Source organism: Acinetobacter silvestris (assembly GCF_002135235.1).
Classification (GTDB): Bacteria; Pseudomonadota; Gammaproteobacteria; order Pseudomonadales; family Moraxellaceae; genus Acinetobacter; species Acinetobacter silvestris.
This window is the reverse complement of record NZ_NEGB01000001.1, coordinates 209,350-235,889: the sequence shown is the minus strand read 5'-3', so window position 1 is coordinate 235,889 and position 26,540 is coordinate 209,350. Positions and strand designations below refer to the sequence as shown.

24 protein-coding genes and 1 pseudogene are annotated in these 26,540 nt (G+C 39.1%); 15 read left to right on the top strand and 10 right to left on the bottom strand.

Annotation, left to right across the window (positions count from 1 at the left end; translation table 11 throughout):
- Positions 1-171: 171 nt before the first annotated feature.
- On the top strand, positions 172-711 hold the full coding sequence (locus tag B9T28_RS01160; protein ID WP_086202132.1) for a DUF2726 domain-containing protein: 540 nt from the start codon (positions 172-174) through the stop codon (positions 709-711).
- A 92-nt stretch (positions 712-803) separates the two neighbouring features.
- Here B9T28_RS01160 and B9T28_RS01155 read toward each other — a convergent pair whose 3' ends face one another.
- The 4 genes from B9T28_RS01155 to mdtD all read right to left on the bottom strand — a co-directional run bounded on the left by B9T28_RS01155 (position 804) and on the right by mdtD (position 4,956).
- A complete protein-coding gene (locus B9T28_RS01155) occupies positions 804-1,160 on the bottom strand; it encodes a RidA family protein (protein ID WP_086202131.1) in 357 nt (118 codons plus the stop codon).
- Between the two features lie 417 nt (positions 1,161-1,577).
- A complete protein-coding gene (gene dinB / locus B9T28_RS01150) occupies positions 1,578-2,633 on the bottom strand; it encodes a DNA polymerase IV (protein ID WP_086202130.1) in 1,056 nt (351 codons plus the stop codon).
- Between the two features lie 98 nt (positions 2,634-2,731).
- Positions 2,732-3,496 (bottom strand): glycoside hydrolase family 25 protein, encoded by a 765-nt coding sequence (locus B9T28_RS01145; protein ID WP_086202129.1) that lies wholly within the window; start codon positions 3,494-3,496, stop codon positions 2,732-2,734.
- 68 nt (positions 3,497-3,564) lie between these two features.
- On the bottom strand, positions 3,565-4,956 hold the full coding sequence (gene mdtD / locus B9T28_RS01140; protein ID WP_086202128.1) for a multidrug transporter subunit MdtD: 1,392 nt from the start codon (positions 4,954-4,956) through the stop codon (positions 3,565-3,567).
- A 261-nt stretch (positions 4,957-5,217) separates the two neighbouring features.
- On the opposite strand from mdtD, the gene B9T28_RS01135 reads away from it, so the two are divergent.
- Positions 5,218-6,183 carry a hypothetical protein gene (locus tag B9T28_RS01135; protein ID WP_086202127.1) on the top strand — a complete coding sequence of 322 codons (966 nt, stop codon included), beginning with the start codon at positions 5,218-5,220 and terminating at the stop codon, positions 6,181-6,183.
- A gap of 58 nt (positions 6,184-6,241) precedes the next feature.
- On the opposite strand, the gene B9T28_RS01130 is transcribed toward B9T28_RS01135, so the two are convergent.
- Entirely contained in the window at positions 6,242-6,844 is a 603-nt protein-coding gene (locus tag B9T28_RS01130; RefSeq protein ID WP_086202126.1) for an LOG family protein, read from the bottom strand.
- A gap of 369 nt (positions 6,845-7,213) precedes the next feature.
- On the opposite strand from B9T28_RS01130, the gene B9T28_RS01125 reads away from it, so the two are divergent.
- From B9T28_RS01125 to B9T28_RS01100, 6 genes are all read left to right on the top strand, one after another.
- A complete protein-coding gene (locus B9T28_RS01125; protein WP_086202125.1) occupies positions 7,214-8,800 on the top strand; it encodes a TerC family protein in 1,587 nt (528 codons plus the stop codon).
- 348 nt (positions 8,801-9,148) lie between these two features.
- On the top strand, positions 9,149-9,616 hold the full coding sequence (locus tag B9T28_RS01120) for a YchJ family protein (protein ID WP_086202546.1): 468 nt from the start codon (positions 9,149-9,151) through the stop codon (positions 9,614-9,616).
- A 61-nt stretch (positions 9,617-9,677) separates the two neighbouring features.
- Complete coding sequence (locus B9T28_RS01115; protein WP_086202124.1) at positions 9,678-10,322, top strand: trimeric intracellular cation channel family protein; 645 nt, start codon at positions 9,678-9,680, stop codon at positions 10,320-10,322.
- Positions 10,323-10,454: 132 nt separating this feature from the next.
- On the top strand, positions 10,455-11,774 hold the full coding sequence (gene niaP / locus B9T28_RS01110) for a niacin transporter NiaP (RefSeq protein ID WP_086202123.1): 1,320 nt from the start codon (positions 10,455-10,457) through the stop codon (positions 11,772-11,774).
- A gap of 174 nt (positions 11,775-11,948) precedes the next feature.
- Positions 11,949-14,168: a DNA topoisomerase IV subunit A gene (parC, locus tag B9T28_RS01105; RefSeq protein WP_086202122.1), complete on the top strand. Its 2,220-nt coding sequence runs from the start codon at positions 11,949-11,951 to the stop codon at positions 14,166-14,168.
- Positions 14,169-14,314: 146 nt separating this feature from the next.
- Complete coding sequence (locus B9T28_RS01100) at positions 14,315-15,988, top strand: AMP-binding protein (protein WP_086202121.1); 1,674 nt, start codon at positions 14,315-14,317, stop codon at positions 15,986-15,988.
- A gap of 98 nt (positions 15,989-16,086) precedes the next feature.
- Here B9T28_RS01100 and B9T28_RS01095 read toward each other — a convergent pair whose 3' ends face one another.
- The gene (locus tag B9T28_RS01095) at positions 16,087-16,476 is read right to left on the bottom strand and encodes a hypothetical protein (protein WP_086202120.1); all 390 of its coding nucleotides are present in this window, start codon (positions 16,474-16,476) and stop codon (positions 16,087-16,089) included.
- Between the two features lie 110 nt (positions 16,477-16,586).
- Here B9T28_RS01095 and B9T28_RS01090 point away from each other — a divergent pair, with 110 nt between their 5' ends.
- Together B9T28_RS01090 and ppa are read left to right on the top strand one after the other, a co-directional pair.
- On the top strand, positions 16,587-16,985 hold the full coding sequence (locus B9T28_RS01090) for an MAPEG family protein (RefSeq protein WP_086202119.1): 399 nt from the start codon (positions 16,587-16,589) through the stop codon (positions 16,983-16,985).
- A 127-nt stretch (positions 16,986-17,112) separates the two neighbouring features.
- Positions 17,113-17,640 carry an inorganic diphosphatase gene (gene ppa, locus B9T28_RS01085; RefSeq protein WP_086202118.1) on the top strand — a complete coding sequence of 176 codons (528 nt, stop codon included), beginning with the start codon at positions 17,113-17,115 and terminating at the stop codon, positions 17,638-17,640.
- Positions 17,641-17,745: 105 nt separating this feature from the next.
- On the opposite strand, the gene B9T28_RS01080 is transcribed toward ppa, so the two are convergent.
- Positions 17,746-19,074, bottom strand: a complete 1,329-nt coding sequence (locus tag B9T28_RS01080; protein WP_086202117.1) for an OprD family outer membrane porin — start codon at positions 19,072-19,074, stop codon at positions 17,746-17,748.
- A gap of 348 nt (positions 19,075-19,422) precedes the next feature.
- Between B9T28_RS01080 and B9T28_RS01075 the strand changes: the two genes are divergently transcribed.
- Positions 19,423-20,157: a TorF family putative porin gene (locus B9T28_RS01075; RefSeq protein WP_350308290.1), complete on the top strand. Its 735-nt coding sequence runs from the start codon at positions 19,423-19,425 to the stop codon at positions 20,155-20,157.
- Between the two features lie 483 nt (positions 20,158-20,640).
- A complete protein-coding gene (locus tag B9T28_RS01070) occupies positions 20,641-21,414 on the top strand; it encodes a TorF family putative porin (RefSeq protein ID WP_086202115.1) in 774 nt (257 codons plus the stop codon).
- 71 nt (positions 21,415-21,485) lie between these two features.
- Here B9T28_RS01070 and B9T28_RS01065 read toward each other — a convergent pair whose 3' ends face one another.
- From B9T28_RS01065 to B9T28_RS01055, 3 genes and pseudogenes are all read right to left on the bottom strand, one after another.
- Positions 21,486-21,995: a GNAT family N-acetyltransferase gene (locus tag B9T28_RS01065; RefSeq protein ID WP_086202114.1), complete on the bottom strand. Its 510-nt coding sequence runs from the start codon at positions 21,993-21,995 to the stop codon at positions 21,486-21,488.
- Positions 21,996-22,023: 28 nt separating this feature from the next.
- Positions 22,024-23,510 (bottom strand): annotated as a pseudogene (locus tag B9T28_RS01060) (YifB family Mg chelatase-like AAA ATPase).
- 67 nt (positions 23,511-23,577) lie between these two features.
- Entirely contained in the window at positions 23,578-23,808 is a 231-nt protein-coding gene (locus B9T28_RS01055; protein ID WP_086202113.1) for an accessory factor UbiK family protein, read from the bottom strand.
- Positions 23,809-24,090: 282 nt separating this feature from the next.
- Between B9T28_RS01055 and glnK the strand changes: the two genes are divergently transcribed.
- The 3 genes from glnK (at position 24,091) to nrdR (ending at position 26,502) form a co-directional block, all read left to right on the top strand.
- Positions 24,091-24,429 (top strand): P-II family nitrogen regulator, encoded by a 339-nt coding sequence (glnK, locus tag B9T28_RS01050; protein ID WP_004868205.1) that lies wholly within the window; start codon positions 24,091-24,093, stop codon positions 24,427-24,429.
- Between the two features lie 65 nt (positions 24,430-24,494).
- Positions 24,495-25,898 carry an ammonium transporter gene (locus tag B9T28_RS01045; RefSeq protein ID WP_086202112.1) on the top strand — a complete coding sequence of 468 codons (1,404 nt, stop codon included), beginning with the start codon at positions 24,495-24,497 and terminating at the stop codon, positions 25,896-25,898.
- A gap of 139 nt (positions 25,899-26,037) precedes the next feature.
- Positions 26,038-26,502, top strand: coding sequence for a transcriptional regulator NrdR (nrdR, locus tag B9T28_RS01040; protein ID WP_086202111.1), 465 nt, complete (start codon positions 26,038-26,040; stop codon positions 26,500-26,502).
- The last annotated feature ends 38 nt before the right edge of the window (positions 26,503-26,540 follow it).

The window sequence follows — 26,540 nt, the reverse complement described above, 5'->3', positions numbered from 1 at the left end:
TCATAGGGTTGAAAATAATAAATTGGAATGATTTTCAAGGTTTATAATAGTTTTGTTGTGATTCGATAGAATTTCTTAACAGAAAGTTTTAATTCCATGGGTTAATTATATAATTGGATGAACAAAAAACGGTGATTTAGCCGAATTATAAAAAAAGAAGGAATGGAAAAAATGGACATGATGGTTTTTGCAAGTTTAGTCATACTTGCTATCGTGATTGTCTTTGCTTATAACGGACTGAAAAATAAGCAAAAAAATGATAGCATTTTAAGACAAAGAGCTGTTCTTAATTCGAGTGAGCAGATTACTTTTACTCGTCTTAAAGAGCTTTTACCAGAAGCAAATGTATTGGCACATGTATCATTTGATGCATTGCTAACAACAAAATATTCACATACACGTCGTAAATATCAAAAGATGTTTGCCAACTTTGTGATTTTGGATAAGGATTACCGTGTAATTGCCGTGGTTGCTTTAGATGATCCAAACTTAGTGAAACGTTCTAGTGCTGCAACGTATCAATATGCATTATTGGAAATGGCCACCTATCGGGTTGTTCGTTATATAGGGGTACCCGAATATCAACAATTACGAGATGACTTTTTAATGGAATCCTCTCAGCTACAAAGTACTGATGCTGAATATCCACCTATCTTTGGGAAGTTAGATCTATACCATGATGGTGTGGCTAAAACTCGTGTTTTTGGCTAAATAAAAATGCATGTTTGTCATGCATTTTTATGGTCATGGAATTGTTATTCGGTGACGTATATATCTGCTGTTGTGGTTAAATCTAATAAGGTTTATTCAGGTTTAACCGCAACCACCGTCATTTCGACTAAAACCTCAGGTCTATACATTTTGGCTTCTACGCAAGTTCGAGGTAAGGCTTGTATATCAGAACACCATGCATCCCAAATTTCATTCATGCCGGCATAATCATGTTCAATGTCTTTGAGGAAAATAGTCACAGACATAATATGACTTTTATCTGTGCCTGCATCTGCTAGAAAACGATCAATGATGTCTAAAGTTTGTTGCGTTTGACCTTGGATATCAAGGCTTAAATCCGATGCAAGTTGTCCTGCTAAATGGACTAAGTTACCTGAAATTGCAATTTCAGAAAAACGTTTTTCTACGTGTAAACGCTGTACAGTCATGCTCGATCCAAAAGTTGATGATGATCTGATAAATTGTACGTGATCCAATTTATTCTGCAAATCACACTGTATTTTTAATGTATAAAAGCTGAAATAAAAATTTGATTGGAAAAATATTGTGAGCTTTGTGCTTGGAAATCTGAGCGAGGATGTTTTTTATTGTAGTTTTGATGGAAAGTGTAGTCATAGCATTGCAATTAATCGCACCCAGATGATGGCTGAGAGCCCTGTAATCTTTGGATTTGATCGTCACACCAATCACAGGACAATAGGCTAAAAGTAAAGGTGATTTCTAGCCTCTCGGCATATACATGGGTAATGTATAGCGCAGATAAGATTACTCTAAAAATAAGTGAAATGGGGGAATAATTGTTTTATTTTTACTCATTCGATTAAAAAATATTCTATTTTATTACATCACCAAAGGGATAATTGAGATTGTTCTTGCTTCTCTGAGAGTTGGTAAACACCGACACCAGCTAAACGAAATTGAAAGTGCTCTGGAATTAACATTTCTTGTATCAGTTGTTGGATCACCAAAATCATTTCTTGTTGGGAGTTTAAAGGCTGTTTAAAGCTTTTACTGTGTTGTAAAACCTGAAAATTTTTGAGTTTTAATTTTACCGTGACACCACGTGCTTGAAATTGTTTTTTTTCTAAATTGTTCCACACTCGTTCAATTAAATTGTTCCAATAGGGCAGGCATTGTATTAGGGTGAAATCTGAATCAAAGGTGATTTCTTTAGAAATTTGTTGTCTTTGGCGTTCGGTTTGTACAGGGCGATCATCAATGCCTTGTGCATATAAGAACAACTGTTTGCCATATTTACCAAAGTGTTGGATAAGCATAGCTTCTTCTATTTTTTGTAAATCTCCCAACGTTTCTAATTGTAATAATTTTAATTTTTCCTGAGTAACTTTACCGACCCCAGGGATTTTTTTGAGTGGCAGATCTTGAATAAAATGTTGTACCTGATGTGGCTTAATAATGCAGATTCCATTGGGCTTATGCCAATCGGATGCAATTTTGGCTAAGAATTTATTCGGTGCAACGCCTGCTGATGCAGTTAGGCCTGTACGGGTGAAAATATCGGCTCGAATTTGTTCAGCCACTTCGGTGGCACTTGGAATCTTTTTTAAATTCTCAGTCACATCTAAATAGGCTTCATCTAAAGATAGAGGTTCAATGAGAGAAGTATATTGTTGAAAAATGGTATGAATTTTATCGGATGCTGTTCGATATTTTTCAAAATTAGGTTCAATCACAACCACTTGAGGGCATAGCTTTCTTGCCTGTGACATCGACATGGCAGAACGGAGTCCGAAAGTTCGTGCCGGATAGGATGCTGCAGCAATGACGGCCCGTGGATGATGTGAGGCAATCACCACAGGTAAGTGTTTTAACTCAGGTTGGTCTTTTAATTCGACAGATGCATAAAAGGCATCCATATCGATATGTATGATTTTTCTCATGTGCGACATGATAAAAGTGAATGCTGTATTCTAACCGATGTGAGTTAAATTTTATTTGTTCATCAATTTAAAGCGTCAATTACTGTCATCGTTAGCATTCAATTCTGCTTGGGAAAATTGCTGATTTGGTTCTTTTCTAAAAATAGATTCCAGTCCTGTTGTGAACCATGGAATATATTGAGGTCAACCACTGTGTTAATCCCTTTAATCTGACCTTGATTGGTTTTTTGCCAAAAAGTCCAAGGGCGTTGGTCTTTTAATTCGGGTGAGCCTTTGTATTCACGAATCCAAATGGGGGGTTGTTTGAATTGATTCAGTAAAATAATATTATAAAAGTTTTTTGAGGTATAAAAAATTGGTTGTTTACCATAATGCTGCTGTAACCGGTCATGCATAATTTTAATTTGTTTTAATAACTGTTCTTTACTGAAATGATTAATACAGTTGCTGTCATATTCCAAATCAATGACTGGGGGGAGAGCATACGCTTTATTCGGGACAGTTTGAATAAAATTCTGTGCTTGAATATCACCATCACGACAGAGGCGATAAAAGTGATAAGCGCCAATACGTAGACCTTGTTCATGTGCACTGAGCCAATAGTCCTGAAATTTATCATCCTGATAATCACCACCTTCAGTGGCTTTTAGGTAGACGAATTGATACTGCTTGGGCGAGATGATTTTCCAATCAATGTCGCCTTGATGATGAGAAACATCAAAACCTTGCACGGGATAAGATTCTGCCGCAGTATTTTGATGAAATGATACAAGCAAAACGAATGTGATACAGCATAATAAGGCTATTCCAATAGAGGATGAATATCGCCCAATAGAGTAGGGTTTTAACGCTCTTTTTTTCATGAGCTAAGTGATCTATTTGCAGAGCTCATTATCATAACGTGCAACAGCCTGTCCTTTGTATTTAAAAACTATATTGGCATATCTTTGGGAATTTGAGAAAAAATATACGCTGTGATGATGTTGATTGCACCCAAACAAATCAATGTGGTGTGAAAGGCATGGGTGATTTGATCTGTACCATAGTAAGTTGTAAAAATATTGAGTAAGGTTCCAGCGAGTGCGACCCCAATACTCATCGATAACATCATAATCATCGATAAAAAGCTATTGCCACTACTGGCATCTTGTTGAGGTAAATCTTTTAAAGTCAGGGTATTCATACTGACAAATTGCAATGAATTCAATGCTCCAAAAATAAAGAAATGGAGCGCACGTAGCCACATCGGCGTATCGGCGGTGGTGAGTGAAAAACTGGCAATACATGCACCGACGAGAACGGTATTGATAAGTAAAAAGTGCCGATATCCGACCCGTTGAATAATGGGGCGGATAATCGGTTTAGAGAATAATGAACCGAGCACCACAGGGGTCACCATAATACCTGCCATAAAGGGTTCGACTTTAAACGCCACTTGCAACATTAGCGGTAAAATAAATGGAATCGCATTCCCACCAAAACGAGCAAAAAAATTGCCTATGATGCCAATGGTGTAGACTTTATTTTTAAATAATTGACTACGGAACAAAGCATTTTGATGTGTATGTGCATGATAAGCATAGAGCCCAGTCGCAACAAAACCGGCAATCAATAAAATATAACTAAAGTTACGAGATATTTCTCGGCTTGCAAGACTTTCAATGCCTAAAGCCATACCGACCATGGCAATGATTAATAAGATAAAACCACTCAAATCGAATTTTTGTACCGAGGGCTCGGTTTTATTTGGCATAGCTTTAAAGGTGACGAACATACCCAACAGACCAATGGGGAGATTAATCAGAAAAATCCAATGCCAAGTTGCGTACTCAACTAAATACCCGCCTAAAGTGGGTCCCATCAGTGGACCGAGTAAACCCGCGAGGCTCATCATACTCATGGCAGATAGGAACTGTACTCGTGGAATGATTTTCAGCATCGCTAAACGGCCGACAGGCAAGAGTAATGCACCACCCAAACCTTGGATGACCCGAAAGAAAATCAATTGATAAAAATTGTGAGATAAACCACAACCTAATGATGCGAGCGTAAAAATGACAATCGCAGCAAAAAATGTATTCCGGACACCAAAACGATCTGCCAGCCAACCACTTAAGGGAATACAGGCGGCTACTGACAGTACGTAACTAATGATCACACCATGCATTCGCAACGGATTTTCATTCAAGCTTTGCGCCATAGCAGGCAGCGCCGTATTAATAATGGTTGTGTCCAAACCTTGCATAAAAAAGCCGATGGAGACGAGAAAAACCAATAAACGAAATTCGGGCTGTAGACGTTGGTGCGTTGGCGTAGCAGTCATGACCATTGCAAGGTGATTGTTTTGTTTAGTCTAATGTAAAGACATTCGACATAGTGTATGAAACTGTAGTCAAGCCACTGCAATACCACAAAAAATTGATGATGCTCTGTTTGAAAATAATTTAAATGTTGAGTAAGTATGCCGTTGGTTTTGGATGACATGGAAAAATAGACCTGAGCAAAGCTATGCAAAAGTGTCATAATCTGCACTTAGTAAATTTGTACTGAGGTGTCTGGTGTTCGTAAAAAGGGTTACAGATTAATGGGGATTGAACTTTTAATGATTGTAGGCTTCTGTTTAGCTGCCTATTCAATCGTAGGAAATGATGTGCCACAAACCTTGGGTACATTTATCTCTTCCAATGCACATCGACCATGGTGGATGCTGTGGTTATACACTAGCAGTATTTTAGCAGTGGTATTGATGTATGGCTGGTGGACTTCAGGCGTTGGAGATGCATCTTATGGGCGATTGGAAACTATTCCATTCCCTCAAGGGGGTATTACTTGGCTGTATATCGTGCCGCCTGTACTACTTATTCTACTCACCAAATATGGTATTCCAGTCAGTACGACATTCTTAGTGCTAACGATTTTTTCACCGAGTAGTTTGGGCGCGATGCTGACTAAATCCATGCTGGGTTATGCCGTAGCCTTTGTCGTTGCGATTATTGTTTATCGAGTGGTGATTAAAAGCGTTACTGTATATTTTACAAAAACGCGGCATCTACCGACACCAAAAACTTGGGTTGCGATTCAATGGATTTCAACCGCTTTTTTGTGGAGTCAGTGGCTGATTCAAGATCTCGCCAATATTTTTGTGTATGTGCCGCGAGTTGTGCCACTGGAATTTATGCTGTTTGCGATTTCTGTTTTTATTGTTTTACTTGGCGTGGTTTTTTATCAACGTGGTGGAGCAATTCAGCAGATTATTGATACTAAAACTGGTGTGGCAGATATTCGTTCTGCGACCATCATCGACTTTATGTATGCAATTATTTTATTGGTATTTAAAGAGTTAAGTAATATTCCAATGAGTACCACTTGGGTTTTCCTTGGATTGTTAGCAGGGCGTGAATTTGCCATGTCACTGCATTTACATGAAGTGAATAAGTATCGAACTTCTCGCAATGTCAGTAAAGATGCTATGAAACTCATGGTTGGGTTGCTAATGAGTATTTTACTGGCAACGACGTTGCCGTGGTTTTATCATTGGATTGAAGGTTGATACATAGCTGTATAAAAACAGCGAGTATTGAACTCGCTGTTTAAATTTCAAATGATGCTTAAACTACAAAATGTTCTGGACTGTCTAAACTTTTAATCGCATTGAAAATTTGATCTGCATGGTTACATACAATTAATTTAGCGCGATGTTGCGGCGGTAAAAAACCTTCTTCTACTGCATGATCGAGTTGCGCAATCAGGTGGTCATAGAAACCGTTCACGTTATATAGCATCATGGGTTTTTGGTGTTGATTGAGCTGACTCCAAGTTGCCACTTCTAGAATTTCTTCAAATGTGCCTAAGCCACCTGGAAGTGCCACAAATGCAGCTGCACGATCTGCCATCATCGCTTTGCGTTCATGCATGGTTTGGACAATGTGTAATTCAGTCAAATGATGATGCGCAATTTCATAATCAAGCATAAATTCAGGAATCACACCGACGACTTCACCACCATGCTCGGTGACAGTATCTGCAACTTGTCCCATTAAACCAATGCTCGCACCACCATAGACAATGCCGAAACCAAGTTCTGCAATACCTGTGGCTAAGGCAATGGCTTTTTCTCGGTAAATAGGATTATTCCCAGAGCGTGAACCACAATAAAGTGCAATCAGATGTTGAGAGGTTTTAATTTTAATATCGGTAAATTCATTTTTCATGTGTTGCAATACGCTATTCTTCAATTATTTTTTCACCTTAACTTAGCATGTTCTGTTTTATCTCTCTAGTTTAAGTCACATAAATGACTTACTTACTGACTAGATTAATATACTAAGTAATAAACTGTTCCGTTGTTGTAAAGAACAGTAATGCCCGTGTTTGAATGACAAAAAAGATGAAATTTTTAGCGATTTTACCTATACTAAAGTTAAGTTTCTCAACAAATGAATCATCATGGGTAGTGGTTGTCGTCGCTCCAAAATTACACCGTTTTTTGAATCAATAAAAGATCAATATAAATTGAAGAAAATCTTCAAGTTTCTCATTTTAGAACATCAAAATGCTGAAATATTTTTGGAGCAAGCTCAATGATATTAGAATGGATGTCAGATCCTTCTGCATGGGTCGGCTTAGCAACTTTAGTTGTATTAGAAATTGTTTTAGGGATTGATAACCTTGTCTTTATCGCCATTTTGGCGGAAAAACTTCCTCCAGAACAGCGCAATACGGCCCGAATCGTGGGGCTATTATTGGCACTATGTATGCGGATGGTCTTACTTGCATCCATTGCATGGGTCATCACGCTTACCGAACCTTTATTCCATATTTTAGAGCATCCATTTTCGGGTCGTGATCTGATTTTATTGTTTGGTGGTGTATTCCTGTTGTTTAAAGGCACCATGGAACTACATGAACGCCTTGAAGGTGGTCAGCAACTCAAAGATGAAAATCCAGTTCATGCCGCTTTTTGGATCGTGATTGCGCAAATTGTGGTATTGGATGCGGTATTCTCGCTCGATAGCGTCATTACTGCGGTGGGAATGGTTAAAGAACTCTCTGTGATGATGATCGCCGTGGTGATTGCGGTCGGTATTATGTTGTGGGCTTCTAAACCACTCATGACATTTGTAAATAAACATCCAACAGTGGTGATTCTATGCCTTGGCTTCCTGATGATGATCGGTTTTTCGCTGATTGTGGAAGGCTTTGGCTACCATATTCCTAAAGGTTATTTATACGCGGCCATTGGTTTCTCTGTTCTGATTGAATTTATGAACCAAACCATGCGTAAGAACCAAGAAAAATTAGTCACCACGAATGATTTACGTTTCCGTACCGCATCTGCAGTGATGCGTATGTTGGGGGGCAAAAGTGCCAATGGTTCCGATAATCTCAATAATCATGTTGAAGATGTTTTAGCCACGCAAGCGATTGCCAATGAAATGTTTGACCCTGAAAATGGGGCATACCATAGTGTGATGGTTCAAGGGGTTTTAAGCTTATCTGAGCGTCCGGTTAAATCGGTGATGACACCACGTCCCGAATTGGAATGGATTGATTTAAATGATGACCATGCCACGGTGAAAGAACGTTTAATGTCGATGACGCATTCACGTTTAATTGTGGCACATGGCGAGTTGGATAATATTGCCGGGATTGTGCTGACCCATAAAGTATTGAATGACTATATTGAAACGGGCATCTTAAGTTTTGAAAAACATTTACGTGAGCCAGTCATTGTGCATGAAAATGCGCAAGTCTTAATGGTGATGGAGCAATTACGTCAAGCGCCCTTACAAATGGCCATTGTACTGAATGAGTACGGTTCTATTGAAGGGATTGCAACACCGATCGATGTATTGGAAGCGATTGCAGGTGAGTTTCCAGATGAAGATGAATTAGAGACCACTGCTGAAAGTTTGGAAGATGGCTCATTAATTTTGGAAGGTTCAACCGATATTCGTTATGTGTCGTTGCTTCTGGGACGTGATTTAGTCGATGAGTCGGAACAGTATTCAACCCTTTCGGGTTATATCTTATCTCATTTAGGTCGTTTGCCTGAAAATGGTCAGCGGTTAAAAGCAGATGGTTATCTGTTTGAAGTCGTGACCATGGATGGGCATAAGATTGAAAAAGTACATATTGTTGAGCTGAAAAAATCTGACAATGAATGATCTTGAATAGAAATTTGAAGAGGCCAGTCGCAAGACTGGCTTTTTTATGTAAAGGTCAAATTGATAATGTTATTGATGCTTAGCTTTGTGAAACAAGATTAAAATTTAACGCTCATTATTCAGTACGCCTAAGTGAACAAGGTCTTAAGCCATTAGAGTGGTGAGGTATCGTTAACTACATTATTAGCCTTAGATTTTGATCATATTGTTGCAGCACACGGTAAGGTATTAGGTTATACAGCCAAAGATGAAATATAGAAGGTTTTAGCCTCGGCTTTTAAATAAAATTTTGCTCATGAGCAGAGCGACTTGAATTATTATGCAGCATCTTTAATTCTTGGTGATGTTATGTCAGGTCAATTATGCCCTTGTGGTTTAGGGTTTTATAGCGAATGTTGTCAGCCCTTACATTTGGGTAAAGTGCGTGCTCAAACGGCAGAGCAGTTAATGCGTTCTCGTTATAGTGCATTTGCTCAGCATGAAATTGATTACATCATTCACACCACAGCACTGGGTCAGCAAGCTGTATTGGATCAAGCGGCTATCGCAGATTGGAGCAAAGCCAATCAATGGTTAAAACTGGAAATAGTCAGCACGAATGAAAAGCTGGACAAAACGCATGCTCAAGTCGAATTTAAAGCGCATTATCATGATGGGCAACAGATTAAAATTCATCATGAAATTTCGTATTTTGTGAAACATGCACAGGCGTGGTATTTCTTAGATCCAACCACAAATCTGCAAATCACCATGAAGCAACCTTGTATTTGTGGTTCGATGAAAAAATTTAAACAATGTTGTGTAGAATATATCTAGTTTTTTTCAAAAGATGTTTTAAAATAGCGCGCATCTTTTACCCATCAGCGGATGACGGGCAATGTTACTCACCATTATTTACATTATTGCGATTACAGCAGAAGCCATGACTGGAGCATTGTCGGCTGGCCGACGAAGTATGGATTGGTTTGGTGTAGTACTGATCGCCTGTGTAACCGCACTTGGTGGTGGTTCTGTGCGTGATGTTTTACTTGGGCATTACCCACTGACTTGGGTGAAACATCCTGAGTATTTGGTTCTGACTTGTTGTGCGGCTTTTGTCACCATTTTAATCGCTAAATGGATGCGTCATTTACATTCAATTTTCTTATTATTAGATGCCTTAGGTTTGATTGGTTTTACCATTATTGGTTGCCAAATTGCGTTACAGATGGGACATGGTTTTGTGGTGTGCGCCGTTGCTGGTGTACTTACCGGTGTATCGGGCGGTATTCTGCGCGATATTCTGTGTAATGATGTACCACTGGTGTTTCGCCGTGAATTGTATGCCTCGATTTCTTTTGTCGCGGTGGTTTTCTATTGGTTCTGTACAGACGTAGGATTGTCTTTAGAAATTACGGTGATTTCGACCTTAATTTTTGGTTTTTCCTTACGTTGTATCGCAATTTATTTCGGTTTAGAAATGCCAAAATTTATCTATAAAGATGATGATGAGCAATCAGCCTCTTCTAAAGATGAAACTTGATCTAATTCTTACGAAATTTTATCCTATAAAATGACCTTGTCTTGTCGCAAGGTCATATCAATAAGCATATAAAATATTCAATCCTGTTGTGAAAGCAGTACCACTTCTTTTAGCAAATTCAGAGATCGTGTTATGGACTTAGTCTCACGCGTACAACGTCTACCCATCGGTAAATTTCACTATACTTTACTGTGGGTGATTGGATTGGGCTGGATGTTTGATGCGATGGATACTGGTTTAATTTCCTTTATCTTGGCGAAGATGGCTGAAGATTGGCAAATGTCACCGACGGAAAAAGGCTGGGTGGTTTCCATCGGTTTTGTAGGCATGGCGATTGGTGCAGTCTTTTCAGGGGGCTTAGCAGATCGAATTGGGCGCCGTACTGTATTTGCAATGACCCTGGTGATCTATAGCATTGCGACAGCACTGTGTGCCTTTGCACCAAACTTAACTTGGCTTTTGGTCTTTCGTTTTATTGTCGGTTTAGGCTTGGGTGGGCAACTTCCTGTTGCGGTGACTTTAGTCAGTGAATATATTCCCGCTCAAGTTCGTGGTCGTTTTATCGTGCTTTTAGAAAGTTTTTGGGGGCTGGGGTGGTTGGCTGCCGCTTTAATTTCCTATTTTGTGATTCCTCAATTGGGTTGGCAGATCGCGTTTCTCATTGGTGGCTTACCCGCAATTTATGTATTTATTATTTTAAAGAAAGTCCCTGAATCAATCCCATATTTAGTCAATCGTGGGCGGATTGAAGAAGCCCATGCTTTGGTACAAAAATTGGAACGTCAATGTGGTGTTGAAGTTATTCAACAAATTGAGGTGAAGCCGGTTGCTTCGCAGCAAAAAGTATCTTTTAAGCAATTGTGGTCAGGTGGTTTCGCACGGCGTAGCTTAATGTTATGGCTAATTTGGTTTGGAATAGTGTATTCCTATTATGGAATTTTCACTTGGTTACCAAGTTTGTTGGTGAAACAAGGTTATAGCATTGTACAATCCTTCGAATATGTTCTTGTGATGATTTTAGCGCAACTTCCGGGTTATGTTGTTGCTGCATGGTTAGTGGAAAAGGCTGGACGTAAAGCAACATTGGCTGGTTTTATTGGCATGTGTGCAGTCTCTGCGTATTTCTTTGGACAAGCCACTACGGTCAACATGATCATGCTGTGGGGCTGTTTAATGTCATTCTTTAATTTAGGTGCTTGGGGTGTTTTGTATACCTATACGCCTGAGCAGTATCCTGCCAATATTCGTGCATTTGGTTCAGGCTGGGCCTCGGCAGTGGGACGTATGGGGGGTATTGTTGCACCCCTAGTGGTAACCCATATGATGGTCATACCGAATGGTTTTAGTCATGTGTTTATGATGTTTACTATTGTACTTTTAGCCGTTGCATTGGTGATTTTAGTTTTAGGTGAAGAAACCAAAGGCAAGACTCTAGAGTCGATTGGTTTATAAAAGTTGGGTGAAAGTGGATGGTTTTTGATTGATCATCCTGTATAAAGTGCATAGTTTTACATCATAAGACGCAATTTGTCGCAGAGTTACCTGACAGCCCCTTGTGTAGTCTAACTCTGCGACATAGCATAAGAACTTAGATACAATAATTATTGATTAGGATTAAAGGTTGTTATGACAATCCTTACGCATCAGGCGACAGAAAACCGTTCCGTAGCAGAATTTACCGAACAAGCTTATCTTAACTATGCCATGTACGTGATTATGGATCGTGCATTGCCGCATATCAGTGATGGGTTAAAACCCGTTCAGCGTCGTATTGTTTATGCGATGAGTGAATTGGGGCTAAAAAATAGTGGTAAGCCAAAAAAATCTGCACGTACAGTGGGTGATGTATTGGGTAAATACCATCCCCATGGTGACTCCGCTTGTTATGAAGCGATGGTGTTGATGGCGCAGCCTTTTAGTTATCGTTATCCCTTTATTGAAGGACAAGGCAACTGGGGTTCACCTGATGATCCGAAATCATTCGCAGCCATGCGTTATACCGAGGCCAAACTGTCACTATATAGTGAAGTGTTACTGTCTGAGTTAGGTCAAGGCACGTGTGATTGGCAGGATAACTTTGACGGCTCAATGAAAGAACCAGTGAATTTGCCTGCACGTGTTCCAAATATCCTGATGAATGGTACAACAGGGATTGCCGTTGGTATGGCCACCGACATTCCACCGCATAACTTGCGTGAAGTGATTAAAGGCACAATTGCACTTATTCGTAATCCAAACCTAACTGATGAAAAAGTCGCAGAATATATTCCTGCCCCAGATTTGCCGACCAAAGCTGAAATTATTACCCCACCTGAAGAATTATTAAAAATTCAAACGACAGGTCGTGGTAGCTATCGTATGCGTGCAATTTATACGGTAGAAAAAAATGAAATTGTGATCACTGAATTGCCTTATCAGGTTTCAGGTTCGAAGGTTATTACCCAAATTGCAGATCAAATGCAGGCCAAAAAATTGCCATTGGTCAGTGATCTGCGAGATGAATCAGATCATCGCAATCCAACGCGTTTGGTGGTGGTGCTGCGTTCAAATCGTATTGATGCTGAAGCAGTGATGAGTCACTTATTTGCAACCACAGATTTAGAATCGAGCTATCGTGTCAATATGAACATGATTGGTGCGGATAGTCGCCCACAAGTTAAATCAATTCGTCGTATTTTATTAGAATGGATTGAAATTCGTAAGAATACGGTCACACGCCGTCTGCAATATCATTTAAATAAAATTGAAAAGCGGTTACATATTTTAGAAGGCTTGATTGTTGCTTTTCTTAATATTGATGAAGTCATCAAAATTATTCGTGAGGAAGATCAGCCTAAACCAGTATTGATGTCGCGTTTTAATATTGATGAGATTCAAGCAGAAGCTATTTTAGAACTCAAGTTACGCCATTTGGCAAAGCTTGAAGAAATGGAAATGCGCCGTGAACAAGATGAATTGGAAGCACGCGCAGCCATTATTCGTGAACAATTGGCTAACCCTGAATCTTTAAAATCACTCATTATTAATGAACTAAAAGAAGATGCCAAAAAATTTGGTGATGATCGTCGTTCGCCGTTGGTGCAACGTGGTGAAGCAACGGCAATGAGTGAACAAGACTTTATGCCAGCTGAACCAGTTACGGTAGTGCTGTCTGAAGCGGGTTGGATCCGCTCAGCCAAAGGGCATGATATCGATGTAGAAAAACTGAATTTCCGTGTGGGTGATCAGTATCTCAGCCATGCCCAAGGCAAAACCAATCAAAAAGTTTATGTATTGGATGAAACTGGTCGGAGTTATGCTTTAGCGATTAATAGCCTACCTTCCGCACGTGGCTTTGGTGAGCCATTAAGTTCGAAATTATCACCTGCCAATGGTATTGGTTTCATGCAAATTCTGATTGCTGATGATGAGCAGGAAATGATTGCAGTCAGTTCTAAAGCGTATGGTTTTAAAACGCAGGCGAAGCAGTTAGATACCAATGCCAAAGCGGGTAAAGCATTCTTAACCGTGCCTGAAGATGCACAAGCGCTGCCACTACAAGTGGTGGCTGAAAGCACGCATTTAGCAATGCTCAGTGATGCAGGGCGTTTATTACTTGTGGATTTGGCAGAATTACCAATTTTGAATAAAGGTAAAGGCAACAAGTTGATGCAACTTGAAGCCAAAGATCAGATTATTTCAATGGTGATGTTGAATTTAACTGAAATGATTCATATAGTTGCAGGTCAGCAGCAATTAAAGTTAAAAGGTGATGACCTATTGAAATATCTGGGTAAGCGAGCAACTAAAGGTCAACTCTTACCACGCGGATATCAAAAAGCAAATAAACTGTTCATTCAAAGATAAAACTAGCATCCATTGATCAAAATACGTTATATATGGGGGGTATTTGTGAAAATGGATGCAATATTAAGCACAAACAAGCCAAAAAACTATGCTTGATATTGAAAAAAGTTTAAAACCAAGGATTACTAATTGGAGAATATGGCATTATGGAAAAGATTTGGTTCGCTGAATACCAAAAGACTGGGATTCCAGAAACAGTAGAATTACCACCTGAGAACAGCTCGCTGATTGATATCTTTGAGCGTAATTTCCAGAAATTTGGTTCACGAGATGCCTTTATCTTTATGGATAAAGCCATGTCGTTCAGTGAACTTGAGCTTGCAAGCCGTAAATTTGCTACATATCTTCAAAGTTTAGGACTGGCACAAGGTTCTCGCGTTGCAGTAATGATGCCAAATGTCCTGCAATATCCTGTAGTTGCCTTAGGTGTATTTCGTGCTGGTTTAGTTTTAGTTAATGTGAATCCGTTGTATACAGCACGTGAGTTAGAGCATCAACTGAATGACTCTGGCACTGAAGCTCTCGTGATTATTGAAAACTTTGCGTCTGTATATCAATCTATTATCGGTAAAACACCAGTCAAGCACGTGATTGTGGCTTCTGTGGGAGATATGCTTGGGACGCTCAAAGGGACGTTAGTTAACTTTGTGTTACGTAAAGTACGTAAACAAATTCCAGACTGGAATATCCCAGGGCATGTTAAGTTCAATACGGCGATCGCGAAAGTGAGCCCAAATAATTATAAACGCCCAAACATTACCTTAAGTGATACGGCAGTCTTGCAATATACTGGTGGTACGACAGGTGTTTCTAAAGGTGCTGAATTAACACATCGCAATCTTGTTGCAAACTTAATGCAAGCAGATGGTATTTTCCAAAGTAAGTTTGGTACGGGCGATGCATCTAAAGATGATCGTATTTTCTGTGCATTACCGCTGTATCATATTTTTGCATTTATGGTTTGTGCGTTGTACGGTATGTACAAAGGTCAAGCCAATGTCTTGATTCCAAATCCACGTGATTTACCCGCTGTCATTAAAGAATTAGCCAAGTACCAACCTGCATTCTTTCCAGCAGTAAATACGTTGTTTAATGCTTTAGTGAATAATGAAGAATTTAAACAGCTAGATCATAGCAAGTTGAAAATGGCGATGGGCGGTGGTATGGCAGTATTGCCATCTACAGCAGCGGCATGGAAAAAAATCACCGGCACCAATATTATTGAAGGTTATGGTTTATCAGAAACCTCGCCAATTGCTACAGCGAATCCACCTGCATCTGAAGAGTTTAGTGGTACGATCGGTATTCCTTTACCGTTAACTGATGTGGCTATTTTGGATGATGATGGTAATCACTTGCCACAAGGTGAGCAAGGTGAAATCTCGATTCGTGGTCCACAGGTAATGAAAGGCTATTGGCATCGTCCAGATGAAACAGCTAAAGTTATGACTGCAGATGGTTTTTTCCGTACTGGTGATATCGGCATCATGGATGGGCGTGGTTATTTTAAAATCGTAGATCGTAAAAAAGATATGATTTTAGTATCAGGTTTTAACGTGTATCCATCTGAAATTGAAGAAGTGATTGCAACACATCCGAAAGTTTTGGAAGTTGCAGCTATTGGTGTTCCTGATGAAAAATCAGGTGAAGTACCTAAATTATTTGTGGTGAAAAAAGATCCAAGTTTAACGACAGAAGAAGTATTGGCATTCGCGAAAGAAAACTTAACTGGTTATAAACGCCCACGTTATGTTGAGTTTATGGATGAATTACCAAAATCAAATGTCGGTAAAATTTTACGTAAAGATTTACGTAAATAATTGATCTGTTACTGTAAAAAAGCGCCGAATTCGGCGCTTTTTTATGGAGAAAAATATATTAAAAATGAAAACTTAAGCGAGTAGATTAATGATGGAGATTATTTATGCATATTGGATTTAAAAAACCATTGGTCAATGTAGGGGCGACCAAAACCGAGAATCCCAGTAAAGGTCAACATGGTACCCATTTGACGACCTAATGCAGAGAGATGAATTGTGCCATAGCTCAAATAAATATCGATAAGACAATAAGCAGCAATAATTGCCAACCATAAGTAGACATTCATTTGTTTGATCCCCACTGCATAAAAGGCAATGACTAGAACAAAAAAGGTTCCCAATGTTGATTGCCAATTGAAATTGGCACAAATGACACAGAGTAAAAAGGCAGTAATAGGTAACACGATTTTAAGGACACGATCAATTTGTCGCTGTTGTTGGCGCTGTTTTTCTAAAATATCAAGCATGATTTTTTGATCTGGCTGCATCTGGTGATCTCCACTACACAATTTTGCAAAACTCTTTACTTAACGAAAATTATAGCAACATTGCCATGTTATGATATTGCTCTGAGAGACTTCATGATGAGAATAAATTCATGTCTGGGATAGATGGCATCATATATTTAATTTTAACTGCCTGTTTACTGCCTTATCTATTTACCATTATTGCTAAAAAAGCGGGTGGCTTTAAGGCCCAAGATAATCAAAATCCACGTGAATTCTTAGCAAAAAAAACCGGATTAGCTGCGCGAGCAAATGCAGTACAACAAAATAGTTTTGAGAGTCTACCTTTATTTATTGCTGCGGTACTCATGGCAGAATATATGGTGATTTCTCAGCATGTTATTATGACATTAGGCATCGCGTATATTATTTTACGAATTCTTTACGGGATTTGTTACCTGTGTAACTGGTCAACCTTGAGATCTGTCATTTGGATGTTATCCATGGCTTGTCCAATTTTTTTACTGGTAATCATCATTAGAATAATTTGATTAAAATTTCAGATCAGCCGGCGTATCTAATTTGTCTATTCAAATTGTATAATCGACAGCAGTGCGCTGAATTAAGCGTTATAATCGACAAGATTTTAAATAAGACCTCACTGTTAAAGAGTATCCCATGAGCTATAGCAATATTCCTGCTGGTAAAGATGCACCAAATGACATTTATGTCATCATTGAAATTCCTGCAAATGCAGCACCAATCAAATATGAAGTAGATAAAGATTCTGACGCATTATTTGTAGACCGTTTCATGGGTACAGCAATGTTCTATCCAGCAAACTATGGTTATGTGCCAAATACTTTGTCTGAAGATGGTGATCCATTAGACGTACTTGTGGTTACCCCATTTCCATTAATTCATGGTGCTGTGATTCGTTGCCGCCCAGTGGGTAAATTGAATATGGAAGATGATGGTGGTATTGATGCAAAATTGATTGCAGTTCCACATGAAAAATTAACACCGTTGTATAAAGATGTTCAGGAATATACCGATCTTCCGCCATTATTAATTAACCAAATTGAACACTTCTTCCAGCACTATAAAGATTTAGAGCCAGGTAAGTGGGTTAAATTGACTGGCTGGGAAGGTTCTGAAGTGGCTAAAGCTGAAGTACTTAAATCAATTGAAGCTGCGAAAAAATAAGCTGAAATTGCCAGCTCAAATATAGAAATTAAAATTTGAGCGCAATAAAAAAAACCTACACCATTGGTGTAGGTTTTTTTATGCAGTGATGATTCTAATGTTGGATTAGAATAATTTCACAGGAATATCAAGGAAGATACGCCATTCGTTGGTATCACCAATATAGGCATTGGTTTGATAGGCATCACTTGCGCGGTAATAAGAATTACGCACACGCAGGCTGGCATCTTTGGCAAAACCACTTTGAATGGTGTATTTGACTTGGTTAAAAAATTCACGTTCTTGAGCATTATCAGTGATATCTCTTACTTTGATATCCCAACCATAAACAAACGCAGTGGTCCAATTTAACCCTGGAACACCATAACCACCAAAGTCTACATTATATTGAATTTGTGCAGATTTTTCATGGTTACCAATGAAGTCAGATAGGTAAGAGTTAGGTAAATAGATGCTTTGGAATCCATCTGCATTTTGGCCATAATCATAACCAACATCACCAGTATTTTGTTGATACGCCAACATCACACTGTGCGAGCCTTGGTTATAAGTTGAAGACAATGCCCAAATATTATTGGTTTTTTCTACGCCTGCTTGACCTGTTTGAGCATAATTAGCATCTACTGGACCAGTTGCAGAATAAGTCGTCGCATTTTTATCAAATTTGGTGTGATAACCACTGACATCAAAAGTTAATGAGCTTTGATTTGCCAATGGGTATTTATAGTTGGCATTCACATAATGACGATCAAGTTTGTCTTGAATATCCAAGCCATAATAAGAGGCCGTAAGTTGATCATCAAATTTGTATTTAGCACCCCAAACCACAGCGCGGTCTAAATGATTGCCATCCGTATTAATCTGATCAGACATTTGGTTTTTAGTAAATTTACCAGCTACCAGTTCTAAATCTTTAATTTCACGGCTGGTTAATAAAGTCCCTTCGAAATACTCAGGCACTAAACGCGTGGTATTACTGGCAAGTACAGGCAAGTCTAAAACTTGAGTACCATAACGAACCGTGGTATTGGAAATACGTGCTTTGACATTCGCACCACCACGTGTCCATTGATCATAGGCATCAACGTTACCATTTGCATCTTTTTCACCATGATTTTTAAGCGCAATCATGTTATTGCCCGCGTGGTTATTGGCTCCAATTTTAAAAGAGAAGTCACCCACAGCGCCAACACCAAAGCCAACAATACCTTGGGTAAAGCCTGAGTCCGCAGTTAAGATTGCTGTTTGAGCCCATGAGCTGGTGTCAGCAACTCCATTTTTTTTATCACGGTTAATATAGCCATTACGCAATAAAACAGATGCATCTGCATCTTCAACAAATCCTTTTGCTTCACTTTGCTCGCTCGCATAAGCTGAAGAAATTAAAGCAGCTTGTATTAATACTACTAATGTTAGTTTTGGTGCCTTTAACATTCCATGCCTCATAAAATGACGAATTACAATTTTGTTTTAAACTAACTTTCAAAATTTGACTAAATTGTATAATTAATTTACAAAAAATGGATATTTTTTATTAACTTTTATTTCACAAAGGTTATGCAAATTATGAATAATCAGCGCATTGTTTGATCTATTTAATGAAATCAGCACTGTATTCGTGTTCTTGGTTCTAACGTCAGCTTGGTCTAAAGATTAAAATATTCGAATGATCACTTGAATTTTTAAATTAATTTTACTCAAAAGTTAAAAAATAAGTAGAATCGACAGCCTTATTTTCTCCCTCTGTTTAGTCGTATGTTTTGTTTATTATCGAAAAAGATCTTGGTATTACCTTTAATTTTGACTTCTTGTTCTGTTTTTGCTGAAAATTCGGTTGGGCATGGCGTGCTGACAGGTGATGTTGGATTAGTCTCACAATATATCTATCGTGGTGGGGTAGAGAATGATGATATCGCAATGCAAGCGGGCTTAGAGTATGCACATCAGAGTGGTTTTTCTGTGGGTTATTGGGGATCTACGCTTGATTATGATGCAACAGATGAAACTCATGCTCATGGTTTTGAACACGATATTTATATTTCTTATGCACAAGAGCTGCATCAAAATTGGGCATATAAGCTTCAGGCGACATCCTATATTTATCAAAATGGTGGAACTGTTGAAGGTGAAAAAGGGGAGCAACGCAAAACCACATCTTTTGATGTCTTGGCTGAATTAGCTTACAAAGATCTTACTTTAGGAGCCGCGGTTTTACTTGCAGATGCATTATCTGGAAATGCGGGTGATGTTTATTTAAGTGCTGCTTATAGCTATGCATTACCGCAAGACTTCAATTTAAATACCTCAATGGGCGTGAGTGCCTATAATAGTCATCATGATGACAGCCTGTTACAAACCAAAAAAGATTTTGCTTTTAATGAAGCGAGAATTGGGGTGAGTAAAAATATTCCACATTTGGGTGCCACAGCATCATTAGACTATATCCTTGGTGGTCAAGATCGTTTAGGTAAGGATTTAAAAAATCATGTGGTTTTAGGACTAAAATATAATTTTTAATTCCAAAATGTAGATGAAAAAAAGAAGTGTATCTAAAATTCAGTAGATGCACTTTTTTTACGCATAAAATATTCACATTTAAAAAAATTATGTTTCTATACGAAAAATTCATTGCATTTTACGCGTATAAAAGCATGCCGAGTACATCATAAAATTGAGATAAACTTTATGTTTTTCATCTCATTATCAATAGAAAATTTACGACTATAGTCTTCATACTCTAGGTCTTGCTATATCACTGAAGACGATCAATATGAGTGCTTTATTCCTCCTTATCATTTGGCAAGTGCGGCTTTTTATTTATAAGTACCGGTATTTTTTAAAACGAGCGAATTTAAAAAATTATTTAATATCAGTTTGTTGAGTGTATTTGTCAATAATCTGAGGTTATAAAAAAACAAATTGGCACAGCAATTGCTGTATCTAAATTGAATTTATTCAATGAACCAAAAGAAAAAATGTTCGCTTAGGGGAGTTTATCCAATGAAATTTACACGTAAAGTATTTGCACTCGCAGTTTTATCTTCTTCCGCAACAATGACAATGGCTGAAGAAAATACGACACTCTCAAAAATGGGTTTAAGTTTTTCGGGAAATGCGGCATTAACAACGGATTACCGTTTTCGAGGGATGACACAAACACTATCTGACCCGGCTGTTCAAGGCAGTTTTACCTTGGCGCATAAATCGGGTATTTATTTTAGTGCTTTTGCTTCTAATGTGAATTTTGGTACTGCTGATCCGCATTTAGAGTTAGATCCATCGATTGGCTTTACAACGCCTTTAAACATATCAGCAAGCGTTAAACCTATCCTCGATATTGGTGTCGTAGAATATAATTATCCTAGTGCAGCAGATGACTTTAACTGGACTGAAGCCTATGCAAAACTAACTTTTGCTGATATTGGAATTAAAGGAAGTAGCTTACTGACCAATGTGAATTACACCAATGACTGGGCAGCAGTAGGTGGGAACAGCTGGAACTTTACCTTGGCCTATTCTGCGCCGATTGCCGATACTGGTTTTGGTGGTGTGGCGAGCGTGGGATATACGACCATGGATAAAGAGGCCTTACCAGATGCCAAAGATAACTATGTCGATTGGAAAGTCGGTGTAAATTATGGCGTGAAGTCTATTCCAGGTTTAACCGCTGAACTTGCCGCGATAGGGACCAATATCGATACCGATGGATTAAGTGATGCCACGCAACGTGGTTTAGAAACGGGTGCGGTCTTTACATTAACTAAAGCATTCTAAAATATTAGAGCGAATGAAAAGGTGACTTAGAGTCACCTTTTCTACACTTGTAGTACTTAAAATTAAGAATGTTATTGAGTCGCTTCAAAAGCGGGATGATATTTAACTTCCCCTTGAGGAAATGAGCCTTCAAAAGAAATGGCTTGAAAATACTCCAGAGGAACGTCTGCTAAAATAAGCCCAGAAATGACTTTAAAGCCAAATTTTGAATAATATTGCGGATCTCCTAATACCACACAACCCGCAGCACCCATGTGTTTGAGTTGATCCAATACTTGGGTCATTAAAGCAGAGCCAACACCTTGATTTTGATATTCCGGTGCAACTGAAATAGGCCCTAGCCCATACCAATTCAGTGCTCCTGAAGAAATAGTGATGGGAGAAATGGCAACATGTCCCACAATCTTATGTTGATATTCTGCCACTAAAGAAATCGTTAAAGCATTTGCTGCTCTTAATGCATTTACAATAAATTGTTCAGTATGGCTGCTATGTTCTACATCCGCAAAAGCTCTTGCCGTAAGGTCGAAAATAGCTTGAATATCATTCTGTTGTTCGCTACGTAGTGTGACCTCTAACATATAAGACCTATATTTGGGTTAATGTGCATTAAGTTTCATTGCTTCGATAAGATAACGCTTCACTTAAATGCATACTTTGAATTTCATGGCTCTGAGCCAAGTCTGCAATGGTTCGAGCAACGCGTAAAACCCGATGATAGGCACGTGCAGAAAGATTGAGTCTTTGTTGTGCCAATTCAATCATTTTTTGAGATGTTTGATCAAGGAAGGCATATTTTTCAAGTTGTTGTGGTGATAAACCATGATTTAAATAACCTTGGCGCTGTATTTGTAGCTGATAGGCTTGAATGACGCGCTCACGTACCGTGTCAGATTTTCTACAGGTTTGGTATCTTGTAATTCTTGTGCTTTGAGTGGGGGGACATCAATATGTAAATCAATGCGATCTAGCAACGGGCCGGAAATACGATTTTGATAGCGCTTAATGGCTTCAGTGGAACATTGACAACGATTATCTTGATTAAAAGCATAACCGCATGGGCATGGATTCATCGCGGCAACAAGTTGAAAATTTGCGGGGAACGTAATTTGTCGTGAAGCCCGTGAAATGACAATTTCCTTAGATTCTAAGGGTTGTCTTAAAACCTCTAAAACTTTTCGATCAAACTCAGGTAACTCGTCGAGAAATAAAATTCCGAAATGAGCCAAGGTAATTTCGCCTGGTTTGGGATGAGAACCTCCTCCAACTAAAGCAATGGCTGAAGCAGTATGATGCGGGGCTCTAAATGGGCGTTGACCAAAATGATGTCGTGTATTCGCAATTGAGTAAATGCTGGCAACTTCTAAATTTTCTTGTGCATTTAAAGGGGGCAAAATACTGGGCAGTCTTGAGGCTAAAAGTGTTTTACCAGTACCCGGTGGTCCTTTAAATAGGATGGAATGTCCGCCAGCTGCGGCAATTTCTAAAGCACGCCGTGGTCGTAATTGTCCTTTGACATCGACTAGATCAAATTTATAGGTGTTTTGAGTATGAGTCTCAGGATTTAGTGTTGCTTCAATTTTGTGCGTATTTGCAAGATGGTCACAGACTTGTTTTAAGTGTGAAGCTGCGAAAACTTTGAATTCTGGCAGTTGAGCTGCTTCTGCCGCATTTTCCTGCGGCAGCAGCAGTCGATGTTTGGCAAATTGGCATGCCATTGCAATGGTTAGCGTTCCTGTGACAGGGCGTAAATGCCCATCTAGCGCTAATTCACCAATAAATTCAAAATCATCTGTTGCATTCTCTGGGAGTTGGCCAGAAGCAATCAATATGCCTAGAGCAATAGGAAGGTCTAGACGGGAACCATCTTTGGGTAAATCTGCAGGTGCTAGGTTAATGGTTAAGCGCTTTGTGGGAAATTGAAAACCACTATTAATAATGGCAGAGCGAACACGGTCCTTACTTTCTCGTACAGCAGCTTCGGCCAGTCCAACAATGGTTAATGACGGTAATCCCTGACTGACATGCACTTCAACTTCTATCAATGGCGCATGTAACCCGAGTAGCCCTCGAGTATAAATTTTAGCAAAAGACATGTTTTTTCCTATTTTGCTTTATTTTTAATCGTTTTTATTCTGTTTTTGCACTAAAGTTGTGCGAAATTTATGGGTTAAATTTTTGGATCAATACATCTAAAGCTTTAACTTGATCTTGAAGTTGGTTTAAACGCACATTGGCATTGTGTAGGGCTATTTTTTGGCGTTCAATTTCATCTTTAGAAACCAAGTCCATTTTTGCTACTGTTTCATTGAGTAGAGTGCGAATATTGTGTTCTAAATCTTTTTTAGGTTGATCAACATGTTCCAAAATGGCGTGTAATAGAGTTTCAATCATGAGCATTCCAAAGAGTCTTACTTTATTTTTTTGCAGTGTAGCATTGCTTAAAGATAGACCCTAGTATTAACTGATTAAGATGGATTTATTCGATAAAAAAGTATAAAAAATCCATGATAAAAACGATGATTTTTAAAGCTAAAACTACATTTTAACGTATAAAATAGAGTATAAATGTAATTGATACTGAAACTGATTAACCTTCCCCCAACCGTTAAGAAAGTTTTGGCATGAATTTTGAACATAAAACCTTACTGGTGGAAAACGCCGAAGGAAAACAACATGAAACTCGTAACTGCAATTGTAAAACCATTTAAGTTAGATGATGTGCGTGAAGCACTCTCTGAAATTGGCGTCCAAGGGATTACCGTAACAGAAGTTAAAGGTTTTGGTCGTCAGAAAGGCCACACTGAACTCTATCGTGGTGCTGAATATGTGGTTGATTTTTTACCTAAAGTGAAAATTGAAATCGCAATCAGTGATGACATGGTCGATTCAGTGATTGAATCTATTACCCGTGTTGCAAGCACTGGGAAAATTGGTGATGGAAAAATCTTTGTCACTAATTTAGAGCAAGTTATTCGTATCCGTACAGGTGAAACAGGTCCAGATGCTGTTTAACTTGGCATAAAGTTTGCTAGTTATGCTTATTGGTGCATAACTCAAAAATAGGTTGGGGGATACGAATGAAAAGAATGCTATTTGCGCTTAGTTTGTCTGGCGCACTATTGGGTGGATCTGTATTAGGTGGCTCAGTTGCGTGGGCTGAAGAAAGCACAGCTGTGTCATCTACTATAGCGAGTGTTACCAATTCAGGTAGCGAATCTATAACGACAATAACAACTCCACCTGTTACAGCAGTTCCTGCTGAACCTGTAAAACAACAGCCAAGCTTAAATACTGGCGACACCGCATGGGTTTTAGTTTCTACTGCGCTTGTTTTACTGATGACCATTCCCGGTTTAGCACTCTTTTACGGTGGTATGGTTCGTAAAAAAAATGTTTTGAGCACCATGGCACATAGTTTGGTTGCGGCTGGAATTGTCAGTATTGTCTGGGTAGTGATAGGTTATTCCCTCGCATTTGGTACGGGTAATGCCTTTATTGGTGGTTTAGATAAAGCCATGCTTTCAGGCATCACCACAGAAGCCTTAACAGGTACAATTCCTGAAATCCTATTTGTTATTTTTCAAATGACCTTTGCCATTATTACCGTTGCGATCATTAGTGGTTCAGTCGCTGAGCGAATGAAATTTAGCGCCTTTGTTGCCTTTATTGCGCTTTGGGTTGTCGCTGTATATGCTCCGATTGCACACTGGGTCTGGGGTGGTGGTTGGTTAATGAATGATGGCGCACTTGATTTTGCTGGTGGTACAGTCGTTCATATTAACTCAGGTGTTGCTGGTCTTGTTGCGGCGTATATGCTCGGTAAGCGTATGGGCTTAGGCAAAGAATCTATGGCACCACATAACTTAACCTTAACAGTATTGGGTGCAAGCCTCGTATGGGTGGGCTGGTTTGGATTCAATGGTGGCTCTGCATTAGGTGCAAATGGCTCAGCAGCCTATGCTTTAGTTACCACACAAGTTGCTGCCTCAGTTGCCTCAGTGACATGGCTCATTGTTGAAAAAATTGTTCGTGGTAAAGCATCAGTTTTGGGTGCGGCATCGGGTGCTATCGCTGGTTTGGTTGTGATTACACCAGCAGCAGGTTATGTCACCGTTGCTGGAGCATTGCTAATGGGTGCTGTAGGTGGTGTGGTTTGTTTCTGGGGCACGACTGCGTTAAAGCGTCTCTTAAAAGTTGATGATTCACTCGATGCCTTTGGTCTACATGCGGTCGGTGGTATTGTTGGTGCAATTTTAACTGCGGTATTTGCAAGTTCATTTATTATGGGCGATAAAGCGCCAGCAGATATGCTGCATCAATTATGGGTACAAGTGGAAGGCGTGTTGGCGACCATTGGCTACTCGGCGGTTGTGACTTTTATCTTACTTAAAATGATTGATGTAGTGATTGGTCTTCGGGTTGAATCTGATGATGAACGTATGGGACTCGATTTAAGTCAGCATGGCGAACGGATTGAATAAGCATTTAAAGCAATAACTATATATTGTGTAAAACAGCCCATTTGGGCTGTTTTTTTTCCATATCTTGCGTAAAGCTCAACAAAATTAAGATTTTTTGCTACACTAGATCTATCCATAAGATGTGTGTAATTAAACCACTATGCATTGTCCATTTTGCAACGCCGCAGATAGTAAAGTGATCGATTCGCGTTTAGCAGCTGAAGGCTGTCAAATTCGTCGACGTCGTGAGTGTATCAGTTGTAGTGAACGATTTACGACCTTTGAAAGTTATGAGGTGGTGATGCCACGCGTGACCAAGTCAGATGGTAAAAACGAACCCTTTGATGAGGAAAAGTTACGCCGCTCTCTTCGGCATGCTTTACAAAAACGACCTGTAACACAAGAACAAATTGAAACCGTATTAAGTGATATTCAATTACAAATCCGTCGTTTAGGTGAACGTGATGTGCGTTCGCGCACCATTGGTGAAATTGTGATGCAGGCTTTATTTGCGCTAGATCATGTAGCCTATGTACGTTTTGCTTCTGTTTATCAAGACTTTCAGGATGTTGAAGCTTTTCGTCGTCAAATTGAGCAAATGCAACATCGTGACCATGAGCACTAAGAAATTGTACTGTCTAAAATATGATCCTTCAGTAGGAA